Below are 18,551 nucleotides of genomic sequence, written 5' to 3'. Positions count from 1 at the left end.
GTCGGCAGCGAGGCTTAGGCGCTCAATTCGATACGGTGCGCACCCTTGACACCGTCGTAGCGGGCGGGGGTACACGTCAGCACGATCACCTGGCCATTTTCGCCCAGCGTGTCGAACACTTCGCCCATCCGGGCCAGCCGGTCGGGATCGGTGAACCCGAGAGCGTCGTCGATCAGCACCGGGACGCTGTCCTCCTTGGCGACCAGCGCCGCCCCGGCCAGCCGCGCCAGGATGCCGAGTTGCTCCTTGGCTCCGCCGGACAACGACTCGTACGGCACCGTGCGCCCGTCGAGAGTGCGGCTGCGGATACACAGGTCGCTGTCGACGTCGACCTCGAAGCTGGGCCCGAACACCGGGCGCCCGAGCCGCTGCAGTTCGGAGCGGAACGGCTCGACGTAGCGCAGCCGGGTGGTGTCGCGGTGGCGCGCCATCACCGACCGCAGCAGCTGCGCGGCGCGGGCTCGTCGCTGCACCCGCAAGTATTCGCTGTGGGCGTGTTCGCGTTTGGTCTGGGCAGCGTCGAGCTTGCCCTGACGGCCTTCGGTACCGAATACGGCGAGTTCGACGGTGATCTCGTGCAGTGTCCGAGCGGCCTCGTCGTGGCGGGCGCGCAGCGTGTCGGCCGCGTCGGCGGCCTCTGTTAATTCGGCGGCGAAGGCATCGGGTGCGGCGCCGTCCAACTGCGCGGACAGTTCGGCGACCCGCCGCTCGGCGGATTGCGCGGCGCGCTGATCGGCGTCGGCGGTGGCCGCCAGTTGGTCGTCCGCGATCGTCGCGCGCTGTTGGGCCAGCCGGTCGGCGGCGGCGGCCAGTTCGGCGTGCTGGTTTGCCGCCTTGTCGCGCAAAAGCTTTGCCTGAGAGGCTATTTCGGTGAATTTCCGCGCCGCGGCCGCGGCGACGCGGCGGTGGGTGTCGCAGTCTTTGGCGGCCTGGGTGCGGGCGGCTTCCGCGGCGTCGAGTTCCGCGGCGGCCGCCGCGCTGCCCATCGCGACGTCGGGCACCGGGTCGGCGCGCAGCGCTGCCAGGTGCGAGCGCAGCTGTTCGACATCGTCGTCGCCGCACAGCGCAGTCAGGGTGGCACGCAGCCGATCGTGGCCATGCTGCAGTTCGCGGCGCCTCTCGACAGTGTGCCGTGCCGCCGCCAGGTCAGCCACCCGCCCGGCGGTAAGCGCGGCGGCCAATTCCTCTTGCGCCGCAGCCAGTTTGGCTTGCACTTCGACTGCGGTGCCACCCGGGCTGAACCGCGCCGTCAAGACCCCGGGAACCTCGACCTCGGTTTGGGCGCCGGCGGTCATCGCCCAGCTCTGCCCGGCAGCCAACGCCACTCGCTGAGCGCCGACGGCGAGTTCGATGTCGCTGACCGCGGTGAATTCCACCGTCGTCGAGATCAGCGCGAGCTGTCCTTGGGCGCGGTCGACGGCGGCGGCGGCCTGTTCGATCCGCTGGAATGTCTGGTCGGTCAACGTGATTGCGGACAGCTCGGCGGCGATCTGCTCGACCTCGCGCCGGGCGGCGTCGATTTTGGCCAGCCGCGCCGCCAACCGCTCGGCTTCGTCGCGGCGGGCCAGCTGGCCGACGACGCGGCGGGCGGACTCGGCCCGCTGCTGAGCGGCCGCCAGGGCGTTTTCCGCTTCCTCGACCGCGGCGTCGGCGGCCTCGACGACCTCGCGTGCCGTCGACTCCGCGTCGGCGGCCTCGGCCGCCTCGGCTTCCGACGCGGCGACCGCTGCGGTGCGGGTCTCGATGTCGGTGCGCAGCCGCAGCCGTTCGGTGTGCGCGGCGGTGGATGCGGCGCTGGTTGCGGTGGCGGCCGCGGCGATCAGCTTGGCTTCCCGCAATTGTTCGGTGAGCCTGGCGATTTCGTCGGCGGCAGTTCGGGCGGCGGTAAGCCGGGCCGTGGCCCCCTGCTGCTGCTGCGACAACTGGGCAAGTTCGGCGGTCAAGGCGGCGTGCCGTTGTACCCGCTGGTCGACCTCGGCCACCGCCGCCGCGCACCGCTCGACTTGGCTGTCGGCGTCGTCGAGCGCAGCGATCGCCGCGGACCACTCCCCTGTCGGGCGCCCGGTCGGGGTGAAGTAGCGGGCGTACTCGGCGTCGATCCGCTCGATCAGCAGCGGTTCTGTGCCCGACAGGGTGGCGGCGTCACCGGCCGCCACGTCAAGCGCGCGCGACAGCGCGTCGCAGCCGGAGAGGTTGACCGCCGCCGTCGAATCCGCCTGCAGGACGCGTTGGGCGCGCCAGAGATCGGTGTCCACCGTCTCGGCCAGCATGGCCCGCACTCGCTCGTGCGCCTCGTCGCCGGTGAGCTGTTCGCGGTGCGGCGCCAGCACACTCAACTGGGTCTCGGGCTTCTTGTGGAAGCGCTTGTGGTAGACGAAACGGTAAGGGCCGGTGCTGATTTCGGCGGTGATCTCGGAGCCGACGTCGGCGTGGGTCGGCTTGACCTGCTTGACGTCCTTTTTGGTCGAGCGGTCTTTGGATTCCAGCAGCAGGTCCAGCGCCTCGATCATCGAGGACTTCCCGATCTCGTTGGCCCCGCACACCACCACGACGCCGTGGTCGGGGAAGTCGAGCTCGCGGTGGCCGATGCCGCGGTAATTACTGAGGACCAGCCGGTGCAGCCTCATGCCGCGCCCCGATCGGTGAGCCGCAGCAGCAGCGCCAGCGCCGCCTGCGCATCGTCGGCGGCTTCGGCGTCGCCGGCGCGTGCGGCGGCAACCAACTCGTCGACGGCGGCGGCGGCGAAGCCCCCGATCCCGAGGTCGTCGAACTCGCCGTCGCCCGGGATCACGGCAAGGTCGGTGTGCCGATCCCAGGTGCCGAGCCAGGCAAATAGCCGCGAGTATCTATCGAGGCAGGCGTCCAGGGCGGCGCGGTCGGTGACCGTCAGCGAGCCGACCAATGCCAGCCGCACCACCGTGCGGTCTTTGTCGGTGATCTGGTCGAGGTTCAGGTCCAAGTCGGCGATGTCGCGGTTGTTGTCGACGTGACGACGCAGGGTGAGGAACCGCCAGCGGCCGACGCGGCGGGCCTCGACGGTGACCGGGCGGCGCGGATCGGCCTCGTCGACGTCGACGACGAGCACGTGCCCCGGGTCGGGTTCGATGTCGTCGAAGTTGGTCACCTCCGGCGAACCGGAATACCAGACCCGGGCGTCGACTTCGGTGACCGAATGCTTGTCGCCCAGCGCGACGTAGTGGATGGCGCCGCGGCCCAGCGCGTCCTGCGCCGCTGCCAACCGGATCAGTGCCGGGTTGGTGGGGTCGGGGTCGAGCACGTCGACGCCACCGTGCGCGACGAGGACGCGGGTGACTCCCTGGTCGGCCGACAGGCCGTCGAGCACCTCGGCGACCAAATCGGTGGTCGGCGATTTGGACCGCCACGGCGCGGCGACGAGCTGCAGGCCGGGCCGCACTTGGTGCACACCGGCGCGGTCGAGGACCACGACGTTGTCCGGGCATTCGGCTTCGAACAGCGCGCTGGTGTACACCGACGACGCATCCAGCGGGTCATGGTTGCCGGGCAACAGATAGACCGGAATTCCGATGGCGCGCATGGCTTCCAGCGATTGGCTGATCACCTGCGGGGCGAGTTGATTGTGTTCGAAGACGTCGCCGGCGACTACGACGAACTCGGCGCCGACCTCGGCCGCCAGCGAACCGAGCCCGGCGACCGCGTCGCGACGGGCCGCCGAATACCGGGGCTGAGCCTCGCCGGCCAGGAAATGGCGGGTCATGCCGAGTTGCCAGTCGGCGGTGTGGATGAACCGCATCGTGCTCCCGTCCTTTCTCTAGCCAGGCATCGCGAGTGTATGGCCGGCCACCGACAAGTCCGGGGACCTCGACCGGCAGGTCTACCGTGGGTCGGGTGACGGGAACTCTGGTCTTGCTGAGGCACGGGAAGTCGGCGTACCCGGACGGGGTGGCCGACCACGAGCGGCCGCTGGCGCCGCGGGGCGAACGAGAAGCCGCCTTGGCCGGTGACTGGTTGCGGGCCAACCTGCCGCCGATCGACTTGGTGTTGTGCTCGACGGCGACGCGGGCGCGGCAAACCTTGGCGCGCAGCGGTATCGACGCCCCGACGCGCTATGTCGAGCGCCTGTACGGCGCGACGCCCGCAATGGTGATCGACGAAATCAACGGGGTGCCCGGCGAGGTGACCACCTTGCTCGTCGTCGGGCACGAGCCGACGACGTCAGACGTGGCCGTCGGGCTGGCCGGCGCCGAAGGCACCAATGGCGCTGCGGTCGAAGCGATTTCGGAGAAGTTTCCGACCTCGGCGATCGCGGTGCTCACGGTGGCGGGCCCGTGGGCCGATCTCGAGCTGGGCGGCGCCGCGCTCGTCGACTTTCACGTGCCGCGCTAACCCAACGTGGAGTTGTTGTGAAGAATTGCGCTAATTGGCGCGGCACCTCGACGTTGGGCGCAGATCACGAGTTCGTCGAGAGCGTCAGCTCCATGAGCTTGATCGCCTGCGCGCACGCGTCGATCCCCGGCGCCTGCGGGTTGACCCACCACCCGACCACGCCGGCGGCGTCGCTGGCCACACCGCACGAGCCGTTGGGGTCATTGGGCCGCATCACGATCGACTGCACCCCGGAGATCGAGCGGCTTTCGATCTGATACTTCAGGCCCTCGGCGACCTTGCGCTCGTTGTCCAGGCTGCCCTGTTCGAACCAGAACCGGGTGATGTCGATCAGACCGGCCGGGTTGGCGGCCTGCCAGCGGCAGATCGCGCCGACGAACGTGCTCTGGATGTCGAGCGGGTCGGCGCCGACGGTCTTGGCGAGCAGGTCGGTGGTCAGCACCTCACATTCCTTGAGCAGGTTCGGGTACTGCTGTTCGGAGTTGTTGTTGCGCTGCACATCGCCCGAGCCGGCCTTGACCGCGGTGCCGCCGACCGACCGGGTGCAGCCGGTCACCACGGCCAGCGCGGTGAGCAGCGCGGCCGCGACAATCAGAACCCGCCTCGTCATTTCGAGTTCGCAATCGACTGGCGCGTCAGTTCTTTGGCGATGTTGCACGGGTCGGGAAACGGCTTTTGGTTGAAGCTGACCGACCATTCGATGAAGTCGTCGTTGAACTGGATTCCGATCTCGCACAGGGAGTCACCCAACGTGGGCTCGTTGCCGACGGCGATGAAGCCGCCGTGGCCGTTGATGTTGATGTCTTCGACGCTCGAACGCGATAGCTCCTCGGTCTTGCGTTCCCGACCGATCGGGCTGCCGCGATACCACGAGAAGGAGAAGTGCGGGCCGAGGATGCCGCCGCCGGCCAGCCACTGACAACCCACCGAATTCTGGGCGGTGTTGACGAGCCCGGTGATCTGGGTGAGCTGGGCAACGGTCTCGTCGGTGACGCCGCCGCACTGTGGGAAGAACGGCCCGTGATGTCCCTCTCCGGACGCAGGCGCCGACGACTCCGTCGACTTGGCCTGGTTGGAGTCGGAACCGGAGCATGCGGCCACCGTCGGGATCAAGGTCGCTGCCGCGAGGGCCAGCGCCGCCACACTGCGCCGCACCGCTACCCGCACCTGCTTCTCGTCACAGCATGCACTGTAGCGGCAGCGTCTGTGGCCAACCCAGGCACCACGCTGACCAGGGCTTTCTAATCCGGCGGTCGTCCTAACTGCAGGGCATCCGGTGTGCGACAGTTACCAGATGCTCCTGGCACTGCTGCGCCAGTACGTCCGGCCGTATCGCTGGCTGGTCGCGGCGGTGATGACGCTGCAGTTGGTCAGCACGCTGGCGTCGCTGTACCTGCCGACGGTCAACGCCGCGATCATCGACGACGGGGTCACCAAGGGCGACACCGCGACGATCGTCAGGCTCGGCGGGGTGATGTTCGCGGTCACCGGCCTGCAGGTGCTGTGCGCGGTCGGCGCGGTCTACTTCGGCTCCCGGACCGGGATGGGGTTCGGCCGGGATCTGCGCTCGGCGATGTTCCACCACGTCATCACCTTCTCCGCACACGAGACCGCCCGGTACGGCGCGCCGTCGCTGCTGACCCGCACCACCAACGACATCCGGCAGATCCAGTTTCTGGTGCAGATCAGCTGCACGGTGCTGGTGAGCGCCCCGATCATGAGCGTGGGCGGAATCTTCATGGCCATCCACCAGGACGCCGGGCTGTCGTGGCTGTTGCTCGTCAGCGTCCCGGTGTTGGCGGTGGCCAACTACTGGATCGTCTCGCACACCCTGCCGCTCTTTCGCAGCATGCAGCGGCTGATCGACAACATCAACCGGGTGATGCGCGAGCAGCTGTCAGGTGTCCGGGTGGTCCGGGCATTCGCGCGCGAACCGTTCGAACGCCGGCGATTCGGCGAAGCCAACCTGGCGCTGTCCAACACCTCGCTGGCCGCGGGCAATTGGCAGGCGCTGATGTTGCCGGTCACCACGCTGACCGTGAACTGCTCCAGCGTCGCGCTGATCTGGTTCGGCGGCCTGCGCATCGATGCCGGCCAGATGCAGGTGGGCTCGCTGATCGCGTTCCTTGTCTACTTCACCCAGATCCTGATGTCGGTGTTGATTGCGACGACGATGATGATGGTGTGGCCGCGGGCCTCGGTGTGCGCGGACCGGATCGCGGAGGTGCTGGCCACCCGCCCCGCGATCAGCAATCCGGACACGCCGCTGCCGCCCGCGGTCGACGCCCGGGGCGCGGTGCGGCTCGAGAACGCGACGTTCTGCTACCCCGGCGCGGATCGCCCTGTGCTGCAGAACGTCTCGCTGACAGCGGGGCCGGGCACCACCACCGCCATCGTCGGCAGCACCGGTTCGGGAAAGTCGACCCTGATCTCGCTGATCTGCCGGCTTTACGACGTGACCGCCGGCGCAGTCCTGGTCGGCGGCGTCGACGTGCGCGACCACGACATCGAGCGGCTGTGGGCGGACATCGGGCTGGTGCCGCAACGCGGTTACCTGTTCTCCGGCACCGTGGCCGACAACCTGCGCTACGGCAAAGCGGACGCCACCGATGCAGAGATGTGGCAAGCGCTGCGGGTGGCGGCCGCCGACGAGTTCGTGCGGGCGCACGACGACGGGCTGGCGATGCGGGTGGCGCAGGGCGGCATCAACTTCTCCGGCGGACAGCGCCAGCGGCTGGCGATCGCGCGGGCGGTGATCCGCCGCCCGGCCATTTACCTGTTCGACGACGCGTTCTCCGCGCTCGACGTGCACACCGACGCCCAGGTCCGCGCGTCGTTGCGCGAGGTCGCCGCCGATGCGACGATGATCATTGTCGCACAACGCATTTCGACCGTTGCCCAGGCCGACCAGGTGATCGTGGTGGACGACGGCCAGGTGGTCGGCGCGGGCACCCACGAATCGCTGCTGGCCGACTGCCCCGCCTACCGCGAATTCGCCGAATCGCAGTCGGTGGGCAGCGGCGTCGGAGGCCCGCGATGACCGCGTCGATGGATCGCCCGATCCGCGGTGTGGTGCAGGCACCGACAGAGCGGTCCCGCGACTTCACCGGCTCGGCTGTGCGGCTGGTGAAACGTCTGGCGCCGCAACGGGGGCTGGCCGCCGCGGTGATCGCGCTGAGTGTCGTCGGCACCGGAATCGGCGTGGTGGTGCCACGGATCCTCGGCCACGCCACCGACCTGTTGTTCAACGGGGTGATCGGCCGCCAGCTGCCCGCCGGCATGACCAAGGCACAAGCCGTGGCGGCCGCCCGGGCACGCGGCAACAACACCTTCGCCGATTTGCTCTCCGGGATGAACGTGGTTCCGGGCCAGGGCGTGAACTTCGCCGCCGTGGCCCGCACCCTGGCGCTGGCGTTGGCTCTGTATCTGGTTGCCGCAGCGATGGTTTGGGCACAGGCGCGGCTGCTGAACCTGACGGTCCAGCGCACCCTGCGGGCATTGCGCTCCGACGTCGAAGACAAACTGCACCGGCTGCCGCTGGCCTACTTCGACGGCCGGCAGCGCGGCGAGGTACTCAGCCGGGTCACCAACGACATCGACAACGTCGCGACGTCGCTGTCGATGACGATCAGCCAACTGCTGACCGCGATCCTGACCGTCACGACCGTGCTGGTGATGATGCTGACCATCTCGCCGCTGCTGACCGCACTCATCGTGCTGACCGTGCCGCTGTCGCTGCTCGCGACCCGCGCGATCACCCGGCGTTCGCAGCGACTGTTCGTTGCGCAGTGGGCCAACACCGGACGGCTCAACGCCCACATCGAGGAAACCTACAGCGGTTTCACGCTGGTCAAGACCTTCGGTCATCGAGCGCGAGCCGAAGAGCAGTTCCGTCGGCTCAACGACGATGTGTACGAAGCGAGTTTCGGTGCCCAGTTCTTTTCCGGGCTGGTCTCGCCGGCGACGACGTTCATCGGCAACCTCAGCTATGTCGCGGTGGCAGTGGTCGGCGGACTGCAGGTCGCGACCGGGCAGATCACCGTTGGCAGCATTCAGGCGTTCATCCAGTACGTCCGCCAATTCAATTGGCCGCTGGGCCAAGTGGCCGCGATGTACAACACGCTGCAATCCGGCGTGGCCAGCGCCGAACGGGTCTTCGAGCTGCTCGACGAACCCGAGGAGTCACCCGATCGCTCCGCGTCGCTGCCGTCGCTCAACGGGCAAAGCCCAACCGGCCGCGTCGAATTCGAGCATGTCAGCTTCGCCTACCGCCCGGGCACCGCGGTGATCGACGACCTGTCGCTGGTGGCCGAACCCGGCAGCACCGTCGCGATCGTCGGGCCGACCGGGGTGGGCAAAACCACCCTGGTGAACCTGCTGATGCGCTTCTACGACGTGGATTCGGGCCGGATCCTGATCGACGGCGTCGACGTCGCGTCGGTGAGCAGGCACTCGCTGCGGTCGCGGATCGGCATGGTGCTGCAAGACACCTGGCTGTTCGGCGGGACGATTGCGGAGAACATCGCCTACGGCCGGCCCGACGCCACCGAGGACGAGGTGATCGAGGCCGCCAAGGCGGCCTACGTCGACCGGTTCGTGCACAGCCTGCCGCACGGATACCACACCCGGGTCAGCGACGACGGCGGCAACATCAGCGCCGGCGAAAAGCAGCTGATCACCATCGCCCGGGCATTTCTGTCCCGGCCCCAACTGCTGATTCTCGACGAGGCAACCAGCTCGGTGGACACCCGCACCGAACTGCTCGTCCAGCACGCGATGCGCGAGCTTCGTCGCGGCCGGACGAGCTTCCTTGTGGCCCACCGGCTTTCGACGATCCGAGACGCCGACGTCATCCTGGTGATGGAGGCAGGCAAGATCGTCGAGCAGGGCAGTCACACCGAGCTGATGGCGCGCCGCGGCGCCTACTACGCCATGGCTCAGGCTTAACCGGAAGCCTGGGCCATTTGCCACCCGGAGACCAGAATTCTGCAAACTCACCGGTTATGGGTGGATTAAGGTAACTGGCATGGTGGCGACGTTCATCAGCCGCGCGTTATGCCTGTTCACGGCCTTTCTGTTGGCTGCCACTGTCGGGCTGGCCGGAGCCCCCACTGCGTCATCGGACAACAAAGAAGCCCTCGGCAGTTTAGAGAAGTCCATCGTGTTTCTCGTGACGCAGTGGGTCGGTGCCGTCCAGGTGCCACCGAGTGCCGACGCGGACGGTGAGGGCTTCTGGACCAAACCGCTGAAGTACTCGGTGACCTGCACCGGCTGGTACGTCAGCACATCGGCGCAGATTGTCACGGCCGGGCATTGCGTAGACCCCGGTCAGGGCCGGCTGGTCATCCTCGATGGTTTTCTGCACGACCAGAAGGCGACCAAATTCAAGGACCAGGCATACGCAAACTGGCGCGTCGAAGGCGCAATGGGCGGGTCGCCCGTCGAGCGCACGGTGCGGGCCATCCAGCCGAATGGCGTCGACGGTGCCACGATCACCAGTCCCACGACGGTCGAAGTCGTGGATTTCAAGGCGCCCGATGCCGGCGATGTCGCGTTGCTGCACGTCCCCAACATGACCAAGCCCACCCCCGGGCTGGTCATCGCGCAGAACACGCCGCAAGTGGGCGATCCGGTGACGTCGATCGGGTTCCCCGGCGATATTCAGGACATCACCGATCAAAGCCAGATCGCGCGGGCATCGTTCAAGTCCGGCACCATCTCCAGCAATCAAGTGACGCCGTCGGGCGTGGTGCAAATAGAGGTCAGCACCGAACTCGCGCCGGGCATGTCGGGCGGGCCGACCGTCAACAAGGACGGACAGGTAGTCGGTGTGAACAGCAGGGGCCTAACCACCGCAGCCGGCTTCAATTTCATCACCAACACCCCCGACCTCCGGTCATTTGCGTTGTCGCACAACGTAACTCTCGTCAAGCCCCCAACTCCCCCCAGCGCCGGACTGGCGCCCCTGTGGTACATCATCGGCGCGGTGGTGTTGGTCGGCGTCGGAGCCCTCGTGCTGTTAGCGGTGCTGGTGCGACGACGCCGGCGCAGGCCGCAATTTGCGGACGGCCCGCCGATTCCCGGCTTTCCGATGCAGGCGCCGCCACCCTCGCCAATGCAAGGGTGGATGCCCGGCCCGACACCGCCGCCGCCACCGCCACGCGGTCCTGCCGCTGTCGGCGGGCTACCGCCCCAACCGATCCCGCGGCCGAGCAATCCCGTGCCCGGCAGCGACAGCGTGACCACCGCGATCAAAGTCTGTCCGGCGTGCGGCGCACCACGTCGGCCGCAGGACCGGTTCTGCCCGCGGTGCGGAAAGCCCGTGAGCTGACAACGGTTTACAGTTCGGGCCCCTGCGCGCGCAGGTCGTCGACGGCCGACATGGCGTCGCGCAGCTTGGCCAGCCACTCTTCGGTGTGCTCGCCGACCAGTTTGACCGACCAGGCCAACGCATCGGATCGGGATCGGGCCACTCCGGCATCGACGAGGGTGTCGAGCACCTGACGCTCGGGTTGCTTGAGCCGCGTCATGACCGGTACGGCGATGTGGGTGAACAGGGTTCGCTCACCGCCGACCTCGACGCCCCAGGAAACCTTGCGGCCGTAGCGGTCCTGCGCCTCGTCGGCGATGTTCATCCGCTCCGGCCGAGTCTCTTCGCGGAACCGCGAGACGCGGCCCGACGTGCGGGCCTCGCTCTTGTCCTTCTCGGAGGTGTCGGGCAGCTTGCCGATCACCGTGATCTCTTCACGGTCGACAACGACGGTCGGATCGCCGTCGAACCAGGTGTCGGGCAGGCGTCCGGCGAACCACTCGGCGGCGTCGCTGGCGTCGGGTTGCTGGGCCTGCTGCCAGCCGCCGGGGCGCCCGTACCGTGTGCGATGGTGTCTCATGCTTACATGATTACATCATTACAAAACTTTGGATAGTGGTTTCACCCCGGGCGAACGCGCGGTCCGCCCACATGCTCGGATTGCGCGAAAACCGTTGATATGACGGGTGGAAAGTTATAGCTTTAGGAGCGAAGCAGGCCCGAGAGTGGCTGATCCAAAGAGCCGGTGTAAGGGGTAAGAGAGCCGGCCGCGCAGGATGTATGAGACGCAGCCCCAGTGCCCTCCGGGCCTGCCCTCATGTCTGGACTACGAGCTGTCGCCGCGGCGGGCGCGGAACAGTTTCACCTCGCCCTTGATCCCCTTGAGGTGCCGTCCGCCGGCGAACGACCAGCTGAATCCCGCCGAATCGCCGAGGATCTCCCGTGTCGACTCGGCCGCGAGCACGGTGCCCGGCCGGGCCACCCCGGTCACTCGGCTGGCCAGGTTCACCGGGCTGCCGAACCAATCGCCCGCCCGGCTCACCGCCAGCCCGGTGGCGATGCCGGCCCGCAGCCGGAGCAGCTCGTTGTCGGTGTCGGTCACCTCGACCAGCTTGAGTACGGCGTCCAGCAGCGGAGCCGGGTCGGGGCAGACGAGCATGACCGCGTCGCCGATCGTCTTGACGAAGCGCACGGGCGGCACCGCCACGTCGCGGGCAAGGTCGGCCAGCCGGTTGGCGAGTTGCACCAGGTCTTCGGGCGGCACGGCCTCCCCCAGCCGGGTGAAACCGACAAGATCGGCAAACGCCACGGTGACTTCTCGGGCACCCGGAAGCGCCCTGCCGGCAGCACGTTCACTGGCGTTGACGGCTTCGGTCTCCATCTGGTGCCGCAGGTGCATGAACAGCATGTCCTCGATCCATGGACCCAGCAGCGGCGCGATCCGGCTGACCAGCGCTTCGGAGCGCTTTGCGACTTCCAGTTCGGTCACGCCAGGCTGCAGGATGGTCGCCAGCGCGGTGTAGCGCATGACCTGGGCGGCATGCGAAAGCCCCTCCGCCAGCACCCGAACCACGAGCACGAGGTGCTCGGGTTCCAGGCCGACCTCGAGGAAGCGTTGCGCGTGCGCGGCGGCCGCGCCGTCGGCCTGCATGTGCACCGCGGCGTCGGGATCGTCCACCCGGGCCAGCCCGATGGCGCGTTGCACGCGCTGCAGCAGGTCGAGGTCGATGCCGTAGCGCTCGCTGATTTCGCGTGCCGACACGTAGACGCCGTCGTCGCCGAGGATTCGCCGCGACGCCAATAGCATCGGCGGATCCCCGGCCCGGATCTCGTCGGCGGTGAAGCCCCGCTCGAGCAGCCACTCGATCAGCTCGGCCCGCTCGTCGCGTGCGGAGCCCTCCAGACCGGCGAGCAGCTCTTCGGGTACGTCCACGCCGTCAACGTATAACGCGACGAGGCATCATGTGGGTCGATGACCACACCGCTTCTGCAAGGATTCCCACCAGTGGTCGACGACGCTGCCCGGCTGCTGATTCTCGGATCGTTTCCCAGCGTCCAGTCGCTGGCGGAGCGCCAGTACTACGCCAATCCGCGAAATGCGTTCTGGCCGATGATGGCTGAGCTGTTCGGCATCGATACGGGCTTGGCCTACGAAAGTCGGCTGGCTGCACTGCAATCGCACGGGATCGCGTTGTGGGATGTGGTGGACAAGTGCCTTCGCGTCGGTAGCGCTGACGCGAAGATCGATCGGAAATGCTTGGTAGTCAACGACTTTGGTTGGCTGTTCGGCCGCTACCCGACGATTAGCACGGTCTGCTTCAACGGCCAGACGGCGGCCACGCTGTTCCGCAGGCTGGTCAGTATCGACCGCGCGCTGACCTACCACCTGTTGCCGTCGAGCAGTCCGGCCCGCGCGATGCGGCCCGGCGAAAAACTCGCCGCATGGCGGTTGATTGCGCAGTCATGACACCGGCGGTCGCCGCTGCGCCCACGGCCGCACCGCTTCGATCTGGGCGGACAGCGCCAGCAGCGTGGCCTCGTCGTAGGGCCGGCCGACGAGCTGTACCGACATCGGCAGGCCGTCGGTGTCGAGGCCCCATGGCACCACGGCTGCCGGCTGGCCGGTGAGATTCCAGATCTCGAAAAACGGCACCTGCGCGGACACCAGCAGCAGGCTCGACACCGCGCCGCGGCGCTGATAGGCGCCGACGCGGGATGGTCCGGTGGCGTTGGCGGGGGTCAGCAGCACGTCGACGTCGTCGAAAATCGACTGGATCCGGGCGGCCAGCGCCGCCTCTTCGGCGCGCACCGCCGCCATCCGCCGCTCGGAGAACAACGAGCCGATGCGGGCCATGTTGCGGGTGCGGGCCTCCAACCGCTCCGGATGGGCCAACAAGCGAAAGTCGTTGTAGATGCCACGGAAATAGCGGGGCAGGTAGTTGCCGACGATCGCTGCGGGCGGGTAGTCGGGATCGCGGGCGACGACGTCGTGGCCGAGGTCTGAAAGCAACCGGCCCGCCTGCTCGACGGCCGCCCGCTGCTGTCTGCCGGCTCGGATCACCAACGGCGGTGGCGCCTTGGTACTCAACGCAATCCGCAGCCGGCCGGGAGGCCGCGACGCCGCCGCGACAAATCCTCCGTCGGGTGCCGGCAACGTCGTCGTCACGTCCAGGAACAGCGCCGCGTCGCGAACCGAACGCGCGATCGGGCCGTTGACGCTCAGCCCGCACCAGGCGTCGTCGTGCGGCGAGACGGAGACCCGGTCGCGGTGTGGCTTGAGACCGAAGACCCCGCACCACGTCGACGGGATGCGGATCGAGCCGCCGCCGTCGGAACCCAGCGCCAAGGGGGCCAGCCCGGCGGCCACCGCGGCGCCGCTGCCGCCGCTGCTGCCGCCCGGCGTGCGGGATAAGTCCCACGGGTTGCGGGTGGCGCCGAAGGTGACCGACTCGGTGAACGGCAGCATCATCAACTCCGGCACCGCGGTCTTGCCGAGGATCACCGCGCCGGCCTCGCGCAGCGCGCGCACCACGGCGGCGTCCTCGACGGCCGCGGGCCCGTGCGCGCTGGTGCCGAAAGTGTTTGTCTGCCCGGCGATGTCGACGTCGTCCTTGATCGCGATGGGCACACCCAGCAGGGGCAGGCGCTCGCCGGCGTCGATGCGGCGCTGTGCGGCGGCGGCCTCTTCGCGTGCGCTGCCGGCCAGCACCACGCGGTAGGAGCGCAGCTGCTGGTCCAGCCGCGCGATGCGCTCCAGATACACGTCGAGCAGCGCGGGCGCGGTGATGACGCCGTCCGCCAGCATCCGCGCCTGCTCCGCCGCGCCGGCGAACGCGAGCTCACGTGGGTCCACGGGCAGGCAGACTACTGCCATGACCGACTCGGTGTTCGATCTATTGACCGAAGATCAGCTTCGCGCGCGCAACACGATCAAGTGGAACCTGTTCGGCCCCGACGTGTTGCCGTTGTGGATCGCGGAAATGGACTTTCCCACCGCGCCGGCGGTGCGCGACGCGGTGCACGCGTGCGTCGCCAACGAGGAGTTCGGCTACCCGCCGGTCGGCGAGGACACTCTGCCGCGCGCTACCGCGGACTGGTGCCGGCGCCGCTATGGCTGGCACGTCGAACCCGAGTGGGTTCGCGTCGTTCCGGACGTGCTCAAGGGCATGGAGACCGTCGTCAACTTCCTCACCCGCCCGGAAAGTCCGGTAGTGCTGCCCGTACCCGCCTACATGCCGTTTTTCGACGTGCTGCGGGTCACCGGTCGCCAACGGGTGGAAATCCCGTCGCCGCAACAGGATTCGGGACGGTATGTGCTGGATCTGGATGCCCTGGACGCCGCGTTCGCCGGCGGGGCGGGGTCGTTGATTCTGTGCAATCCGAACAACCCACTGGGCACCGCGTTCACCGCCGACGAGCTGCGGGCGATCGTGGACATCGCGGCCCGGCACGACGCCCGGGTGATCGCCGACGAGATCCACGCGCCGCTGGTCTACGACCGGCCGCACGTCGCCGCCGCGTCGGTGTCCGATACAGCCGCCGGCACGGTGGTCACGCTGCTGTCGGCCTCCAAGGGCTGGAATCTGCCGGGGCTGATGTGCGCTCAGGTGGTGTTGTCCAATCCGCGCGACGTCGACGACTGGGACCGGATCAACATGCTGCACAAGATGGGGGCGGCGACGGTCGGTATTCGGGCAAACATCGCGGCGTACGAGGGCGATGTCGGCTGGCTCGACGAGTTGCTGGGGTATCTGCGGGCCAACCGCGACCACCTGGCCCGGGCGCTGCCGCAGGCGGTTCCGGGGCTGAAGATCAACACCCCGGCGGCCACCTACATGTCGTGGGTGGATTTTCGGGCGCTGGATCTGCCGGCCGAGCCCGCTGAGTATCTGCTGTCGAAGGCCAAGGTGGCGCTGTCGCCCGGCATCCCGTTCGGGGCGAGCGTCGGCTCCGGTTTCGCGCGGCTGAACTTCGCGACCACCCGGCGGATCCTGGACCGTGCGATCGAGGCGATGGCTGCGGCGCTGTCGGCCTGACTACGGTGGCGTTATGTCTTGTGTGTTCTGTGCGATCGTCGCCGGCGAGGCGCCCGCCATCCGCATCTGCGAAGACGACAACTACCTGGCCATCCTCGACATCCGACCGTTCACCCGCGGCCACACGCTGGTGCTGCCCAAGCGGCACACCGTCGATCTGACCGACACCCCGCCCGAGACGCTGGCCGACATGGTGACGATCGGACAGCGGATCGCCAAGGCTGCCCGCACCACCGAGCTGGCTGACGCCACCAACATCGCGATCAACGACGGCCGGGCCGCCTTCCAGACGGTGTCGCACATTCACCTGCATGTGCTGCCGCGGCGCAACGGCGACAAGTTGTCGGTCGCCAAGGGAATGCTGCTGCGCCGCGACCCGGACCGCGAGAGCACCGGACGGATCCTGCGCGACGCGCTGGCGCGGATCGACGCCCGGCAGTCAGACTGAACCGATGAGCAATCTCACGCCGATCGAGCAGGTGGGCATCCGGCTGCTGCGGATCCACGACATGGTCTACCGGAAAACCAACGGCTGGGTCGGGCATCGGATACCGGGGGCACCGCCGAGCCTGCTGTTGCACACGATCGGCGCAAAGACCGGCCGGCAGCGCACCACGTCACTCACGTATGCACGCGACGGCGACTCGTATCTGATCGTCGCGTCCAACGGCGGCGCCGACACCTATCCCGGTTGGTATCACAACCTGCGCAAGCATCCCGATGCCGAAATCAACGTCGGCCCAAAGCGTTTCGCTGTCACCGCGCGACGGGTCATGCCCGGCGACGCCGACTATGACCGGCTGTGGGAGATTGTCAACAAGCCCAACGCCAACCGGTACAAGGCTTATCAGCGGCGCACGTCGCGGCCGATCCCGGTAATCGTGCTGACGCCTTCTGCTTAGAACAGTTCTTTCGCCAGCAGCTCGAGAGTTTTCTCCCGGCCTGGCGCGGTTCGCTGGTCGGTGCCGAGGTGAGCCGAGGCTACCGGGTGCACCATCATCTCGTCGACGTCGAACCGGGTGGCCAGCGCCCGCAGTTGGTCGGCGGCGTCGGCGGGGGTGCCGAGAACGGCACGCCGCAGGCCACTTTCGACGATGTGCTGCTGGGGTGGTGTCAGCTCGGCGCCAGCGGCGTCCTCCACGAGCTGAAGCGGCCCGAGCGGTTGGCCGGTGCGCAGCCGCGCCATCATCTGCAGGTTCGGCAGTATCAAAGCCGTTGCCTCCTCCCGGGTTTCGGCAACGACGGCGTTGACGGTGAGGAACGTCGTGGGCTCGGCGGCTAGCTCACTGGGCACGAACTGTGACCGGTACAGCTCGAGCGCCTCTTCGGTTCCCTTGCCCGAGAAGTGATGCGCGAACACATAGGGCAACCCCTTGGCCGCGGCCAGCCGCGCCGAGTACAGCGACGAGCCGAGCAGCCACAGCCGCGGTTCGGTGGCGGCGGCCGGAGTGGCCTTGAGGACATAGTCGCCGTCGCGCAGTTGTACCCGCACACCGTTTCGGCTCATCATCGCCCGCACGTGGTCGAGGTAGTCCGGGAACTGGGCTATGTCTTGCTCGCGGAGCGCGCTTTCCCGGCCGGCCGCACCTCGCAGCATGTAGGAGGTCACCGGGTCCGAGCCGGGTGCCCGGCCGATGCCGAGGTCGATGCGGCCCGGCGCGGCCGCTTCCAGCAGGGCGAACTGCTCGGCCACGGCCAGCGGCGCGTGGTTGGGCAGCATCACCCCGCCGGAGCCCAGCCGCAGCTGTGTGGTCTGGGCGGCGAGGTAGGCGATCAGCACCGGCGGGCTGGTGGCGCCCACCGACGGCATGTTGTGGTGTTCGGCGACCCAGTAGCGGGTGTAGCCCAGCCGGTCGGCGTTCTGCGCCAGCCGCAGCGTGGCCGCCAGCGCGTCGGCCGTGCTCTGGTCGGTGCGCACCGGGACGAGGTCGAGAACCGAAAGCCGCATGTCGGCGTCAACGCCTGGGGTCACTCGGATAGTCCTGCCAGGTCTGCGGCGCGGCCGAAGACGTCGTCGAGCATCGCGGTGGTGAGCTTGCCGGTGAAGGTGTTCTGCTGGCTGGGGTGATAGCAACCGAGCAGCGTGACGTCGCCGTGGGCGGCCTTCAGTGTTGCGGTGGCGCCGTGACCGAACTTCGGCTGCGGCCGCGGCACCTGACCGCCGCCGTTGCGGACCATCTCCAGCGCCGACCGCCAGCCGAACCCGCCCAGCGCCACGATGACCCGCACGTCGCCGCCGGTGAGCCGCCACTCGGCGGCCAGCCACGGCGCGCAAGTGGCGCGCTCGGCCGGCGTCGGCGCGTTGTCGGGCGGCGCGCAGCGCACCGCGGCCGCCACGCGGGTGTCGTGCAGCATCAACCCGTCGGCGGCGTCGACGCTGATCGGCGAATTCGCCAGGCCGGCCCGGTACATCGCCGCATAGAGCACGTCGCCGGACCGGTCGCCGGTGAAAACCCGGCCGGTCCGGTTGCCGCCCTGGGCGGCCGGCGCCAGCCCGACGATCAGCACCCGAGGACGCTTGGCGCCCCAGCCGGGCACCGGCCTGCCCCAGTACGGCTGGTCGGCGAACGATCGCCGCTTGGCGAGCGCGGCCTGCTCGCGCCACTCGACCAGTCGCGGGCACGCCCGGCACACCGACACCTCCGCGTCGAGCTGTGCGGGCGTCTCGGCAGACTCGGCCATCGCAACGACCTGCGCCGGTGTCGACGCGATGGGCGTATCCGGCGTGGCGGGGTCGCCCGGCCAGCCGCTGCCCGGCGGCACCGGCGACGCGAACATCTGTCCTGTGCGCGGATGAGCAAAGATCACCGCTCTACTGTGCACGGTGGGCGAAAATCGCT

17 protein-coding genes are annotated in these 18,551 nt (G+C 68.5%); 8 read left to right on the top strand and 9 right to left on the bottom strand.

The features are described 5' to 3' along the window. Positions 1–14: 14 nt before the first annotated feature. Together AWC14_RS16215 and AWC14_RS16210 are read right to left on the bottom strand one after the other, a co-directional pair. Positions 15–2,627, bottom strand: a complete 2,613-nt coding sequence (locus AWC14_RS16215; RefSeq protein ID WP_085241354.1) for an AAA family ATPase — start codon at positions 2,625–2,627, stop codon at positions 15–17. Continuing rightward, complete coding sequence (locus AWC14_RS16210) at positions 2,624–3,772, bottom strand: metallophosphoesterase family protein (protein WP_045380169.1); 1,149 nt, start codon at positions 3,770–3,772, stop codon at positions 2,624–2,626. Before AWC14_RS16210 ends, AWC14_RS16215 begins: the two co-directional genes overlap by 4 nt. Before the next feature lie 95 nt (positions 3,773–3,867). On the opposite strand from AWC14_RS16210, the gene AWC14_RS16205 reads away from it, so the two are divergent. Then, complete coding sequence (locus tag AWC14_RS16205) at positions 3,868–4,365, top strand: SixA phosphatase family protein (protein ID WP_193393813.1); 498 nt, start codon at positions 3,868–3,870, stop codon at positions 4,363–4,365. A gap of 64 nt (positions 4,366–4,429) precedes the next feature. Here AWC14_RS16205 and AWC14_RS16200 read toward each other — a convergent pair whose 3' ends face one another. After that, on the bottom strand, positions 4,430–4,975 hold the full coding sequence (locus AWC14_RS16200) for a DUF3558 domain-containing protein (RefSeq protein ID WP_045380171.1): 546 nt from the start codon (positions 4,973–4,975) through the stop codon (positions 4,430–4,432). Further along, complete coding sequence (locus AWC14_RS16195; RefSeq protein WP_045380173.1) at positions 4,972–5,520, bottom strand: DUF3558 domain-containing protein; 549 nt, start codon at positions 5,518–5,520, stop codon at positions 4,972–4,974. Before AWC14_RS16195 ends, AWC14_RS16200 begins: the two co-directional genes overlap by 4 nt. A 139-nt stretch (positions 5,521–5,659) precedes the next feature. Between AWC14_RS16195 and AWC14_RS16190 the strand changes: the two genes are divergently transcribed. From AWC14_RS16190 to AWC14_RS16180, 3 genes are all read left to right on the top strand, one after another. Continuing rightward, on the top strand, positions 5,660–7,405 hold the full coding sequence (locus AWC14_RS16190; RefSeq protein WP_045380175.1) for an ABC transporter ATP-binding protein: 1,746 nt from the start codon (positions 5,660–5,662) through the stop codon (positions 7,403–7,405). Then, positions 7,402–9,312: an ABC transporter ATP-binding protein gene (locus AWC14_RS16185; protein ID WP_057003253.1), complete on the top strand. Its 1,911-nt coding sequence runs from the start codon at positions 7,402–7,404 to the stop codon at positions 9,310–9,312. Before AWC14_RS16190 ends, AWC14_RS16185 begins: the two co-directional genes overlap by 4 nt. A gap of 79 nt (positions 9,313–9,391) precedes the next feature. Next, positions 9,392–10,696 carry a trypsin-like peptidase domain-containing protein gene (locus AWC14_RS16180; RefSeq protein ID WP_045380177.1) on the top strand — a complete coding sequence of 435 codons (1,305 nt, stop codon included), beginning with the start codon at positions 9,392–9,394 and terminating at the stop codon, positions 10,694–10,696. A gap of 7 nt (positions 10,697–10,703) precedes the next feature. Here AWC14_RS16180 and AWC14_RS16175 read toward each other — a convergent pair whose 3' ends face one another. Then, on the bottom strand, positions 10,704–11,255 hold the full coding sequence (locus AWC14_RS16175) for a hypothetical protein (RefSeq protein WP_045380180.1): 552 nt from the start codon (positions 11,253–11,255) through the stop codon (positions 10,704–10,706). Between the two features lie 246 nt (positions 11,256–11,501). Beyond that, positions 11,502–12,608 (bottom strand): adenylate/guanylate cyclase domain-containing protein, encoded by a 1,107-nt coding sequence (locus AWC14_RS16170; RefSeq protein ID WP_045380183.1) that lies wholly within the window; start codon positions 12,606–12,608, stop codon positions 11,502–11,504. Between the two features lie 39 nt (positions 12,609–12,647). On the opposite strand from AWC14_RS16170, the gene AWC14_RS16165 reads away from it, so the two are divergent. Then, positions 12,648–13,142 (top strand): DNA-deoxyinosine glycosylase, encoded by a 495-nt coding sequence (locus AWC14_RS16165; RefSeq protein ID WP_045380186.1) that lies wholly within the window; start codon positions 12,648–12,650, stop codon positions 13,140–13,142. Here the strand turns inward: AWC14_RS16165 and AWC14_RS16160 are convergent. Next, a complete protein-coding gene (locus AWC14_RS16160; RefSeq protein WP_142281728.1) occupies positions 13,137–14,528 on the bottom strand; it encodes an amidase in 1,392 nt (463 codons plus the stop codon). The genes AWC14_RS16165 and AWC14_RS16160 overlap by 6 nt on opposite strands. Before the next feature lie 19 nt (positions 14,529–14,547). On the opposite strand from AWC14_RS16160, the gene AWC14_RS16155 reads away from it, so the two are divergent. Genes AWC14_RS16155 through AWC14_RS16145 form a run of 3 tightly spaced genes read left to right on the top strand, consistent with a single transcriptional unit; the run spans position 14,548 to position 16,613 of the window. Continuing rightward, entirely contained in the window at positions 14,548–15,711 is a 1,164-nt protein-coding gene (locus AWC14_RS16155; protein WP_045380192.1) for a MalY/PatB family protein, read from the top strand. Positions 15,712–15,724: 13 nt separating this feature from the next. Further along, positions 15,725–16,159, top strand: coding sequence for an HIT family protein (locus AWC14_RS16150; RefSeq protein WP_045380195.1), 435 nt, complete (start codon positions 15,725–15,727; stop codon positions 16,157–16,159). A gap of 4 nt (positions 16,160–16,163) precedes the next feature. Further along, positions 16,164–16,613 carry a nitroreductase family deazaflavin-dependent oxidoreductase gene (locus AWC14_RS16145; RefSeq protein ID WP_045380198.1) on the top strand — a complete coding sequence of 150 codons (450 nt, stop codon included), beginning with the start codon at positions 16,164–16,166 and terminating at the stop codon, positions 16,611–16,613. Here the strand turns inward: AWC14_RS16145 and AWC14_RS16140 are convergent. Then, positions 16,610–17,659 carry an LLM class flavin-dependent oxidoreductase gene (locus AWC14_RS16140; RefSeq protein WP_057003255.1) on the bottom strand — a complete coding sequence of 350 codons (1,050 nt, stop codon included), beginning with the start codon at positions 17,657–17,659 and terminating at the stop codon, positions 16,610–16,612. The two genes, AWC14_RS16145 and AWC14_RS16140, sit on opposite strands and share 4 nt — an antisense overlap. Positions 17,660–17,679: 20 nt before the next feature. Next, a complete protein-coding gene (locus AWC14_RS16135; RefSeq protein WP_428838975.1) occupies positions 17,680–18,519 on the bottom strand; it encodes a uracil-DNA glycosylase in 840 nt (279 codons plus the stop codon). Positions 18,520–18,551 lie beyond the last annotated feature (32 nt).

Origin of the sequence: Mycobacterium kyorinense, from assembly GCF_002101735.1 — a bacterium.
GTDB classification, from domain to species: domain Bacteria; phylum Actinomycetota; class Actinomycetes; order Mycobacteriales; family Mycobacteriaceae; genus Mycobacterium; species Mycobacterium kyorinense.
This window is presented reverse-complemented; position numbering and strand designations above follow the sequence as displayed.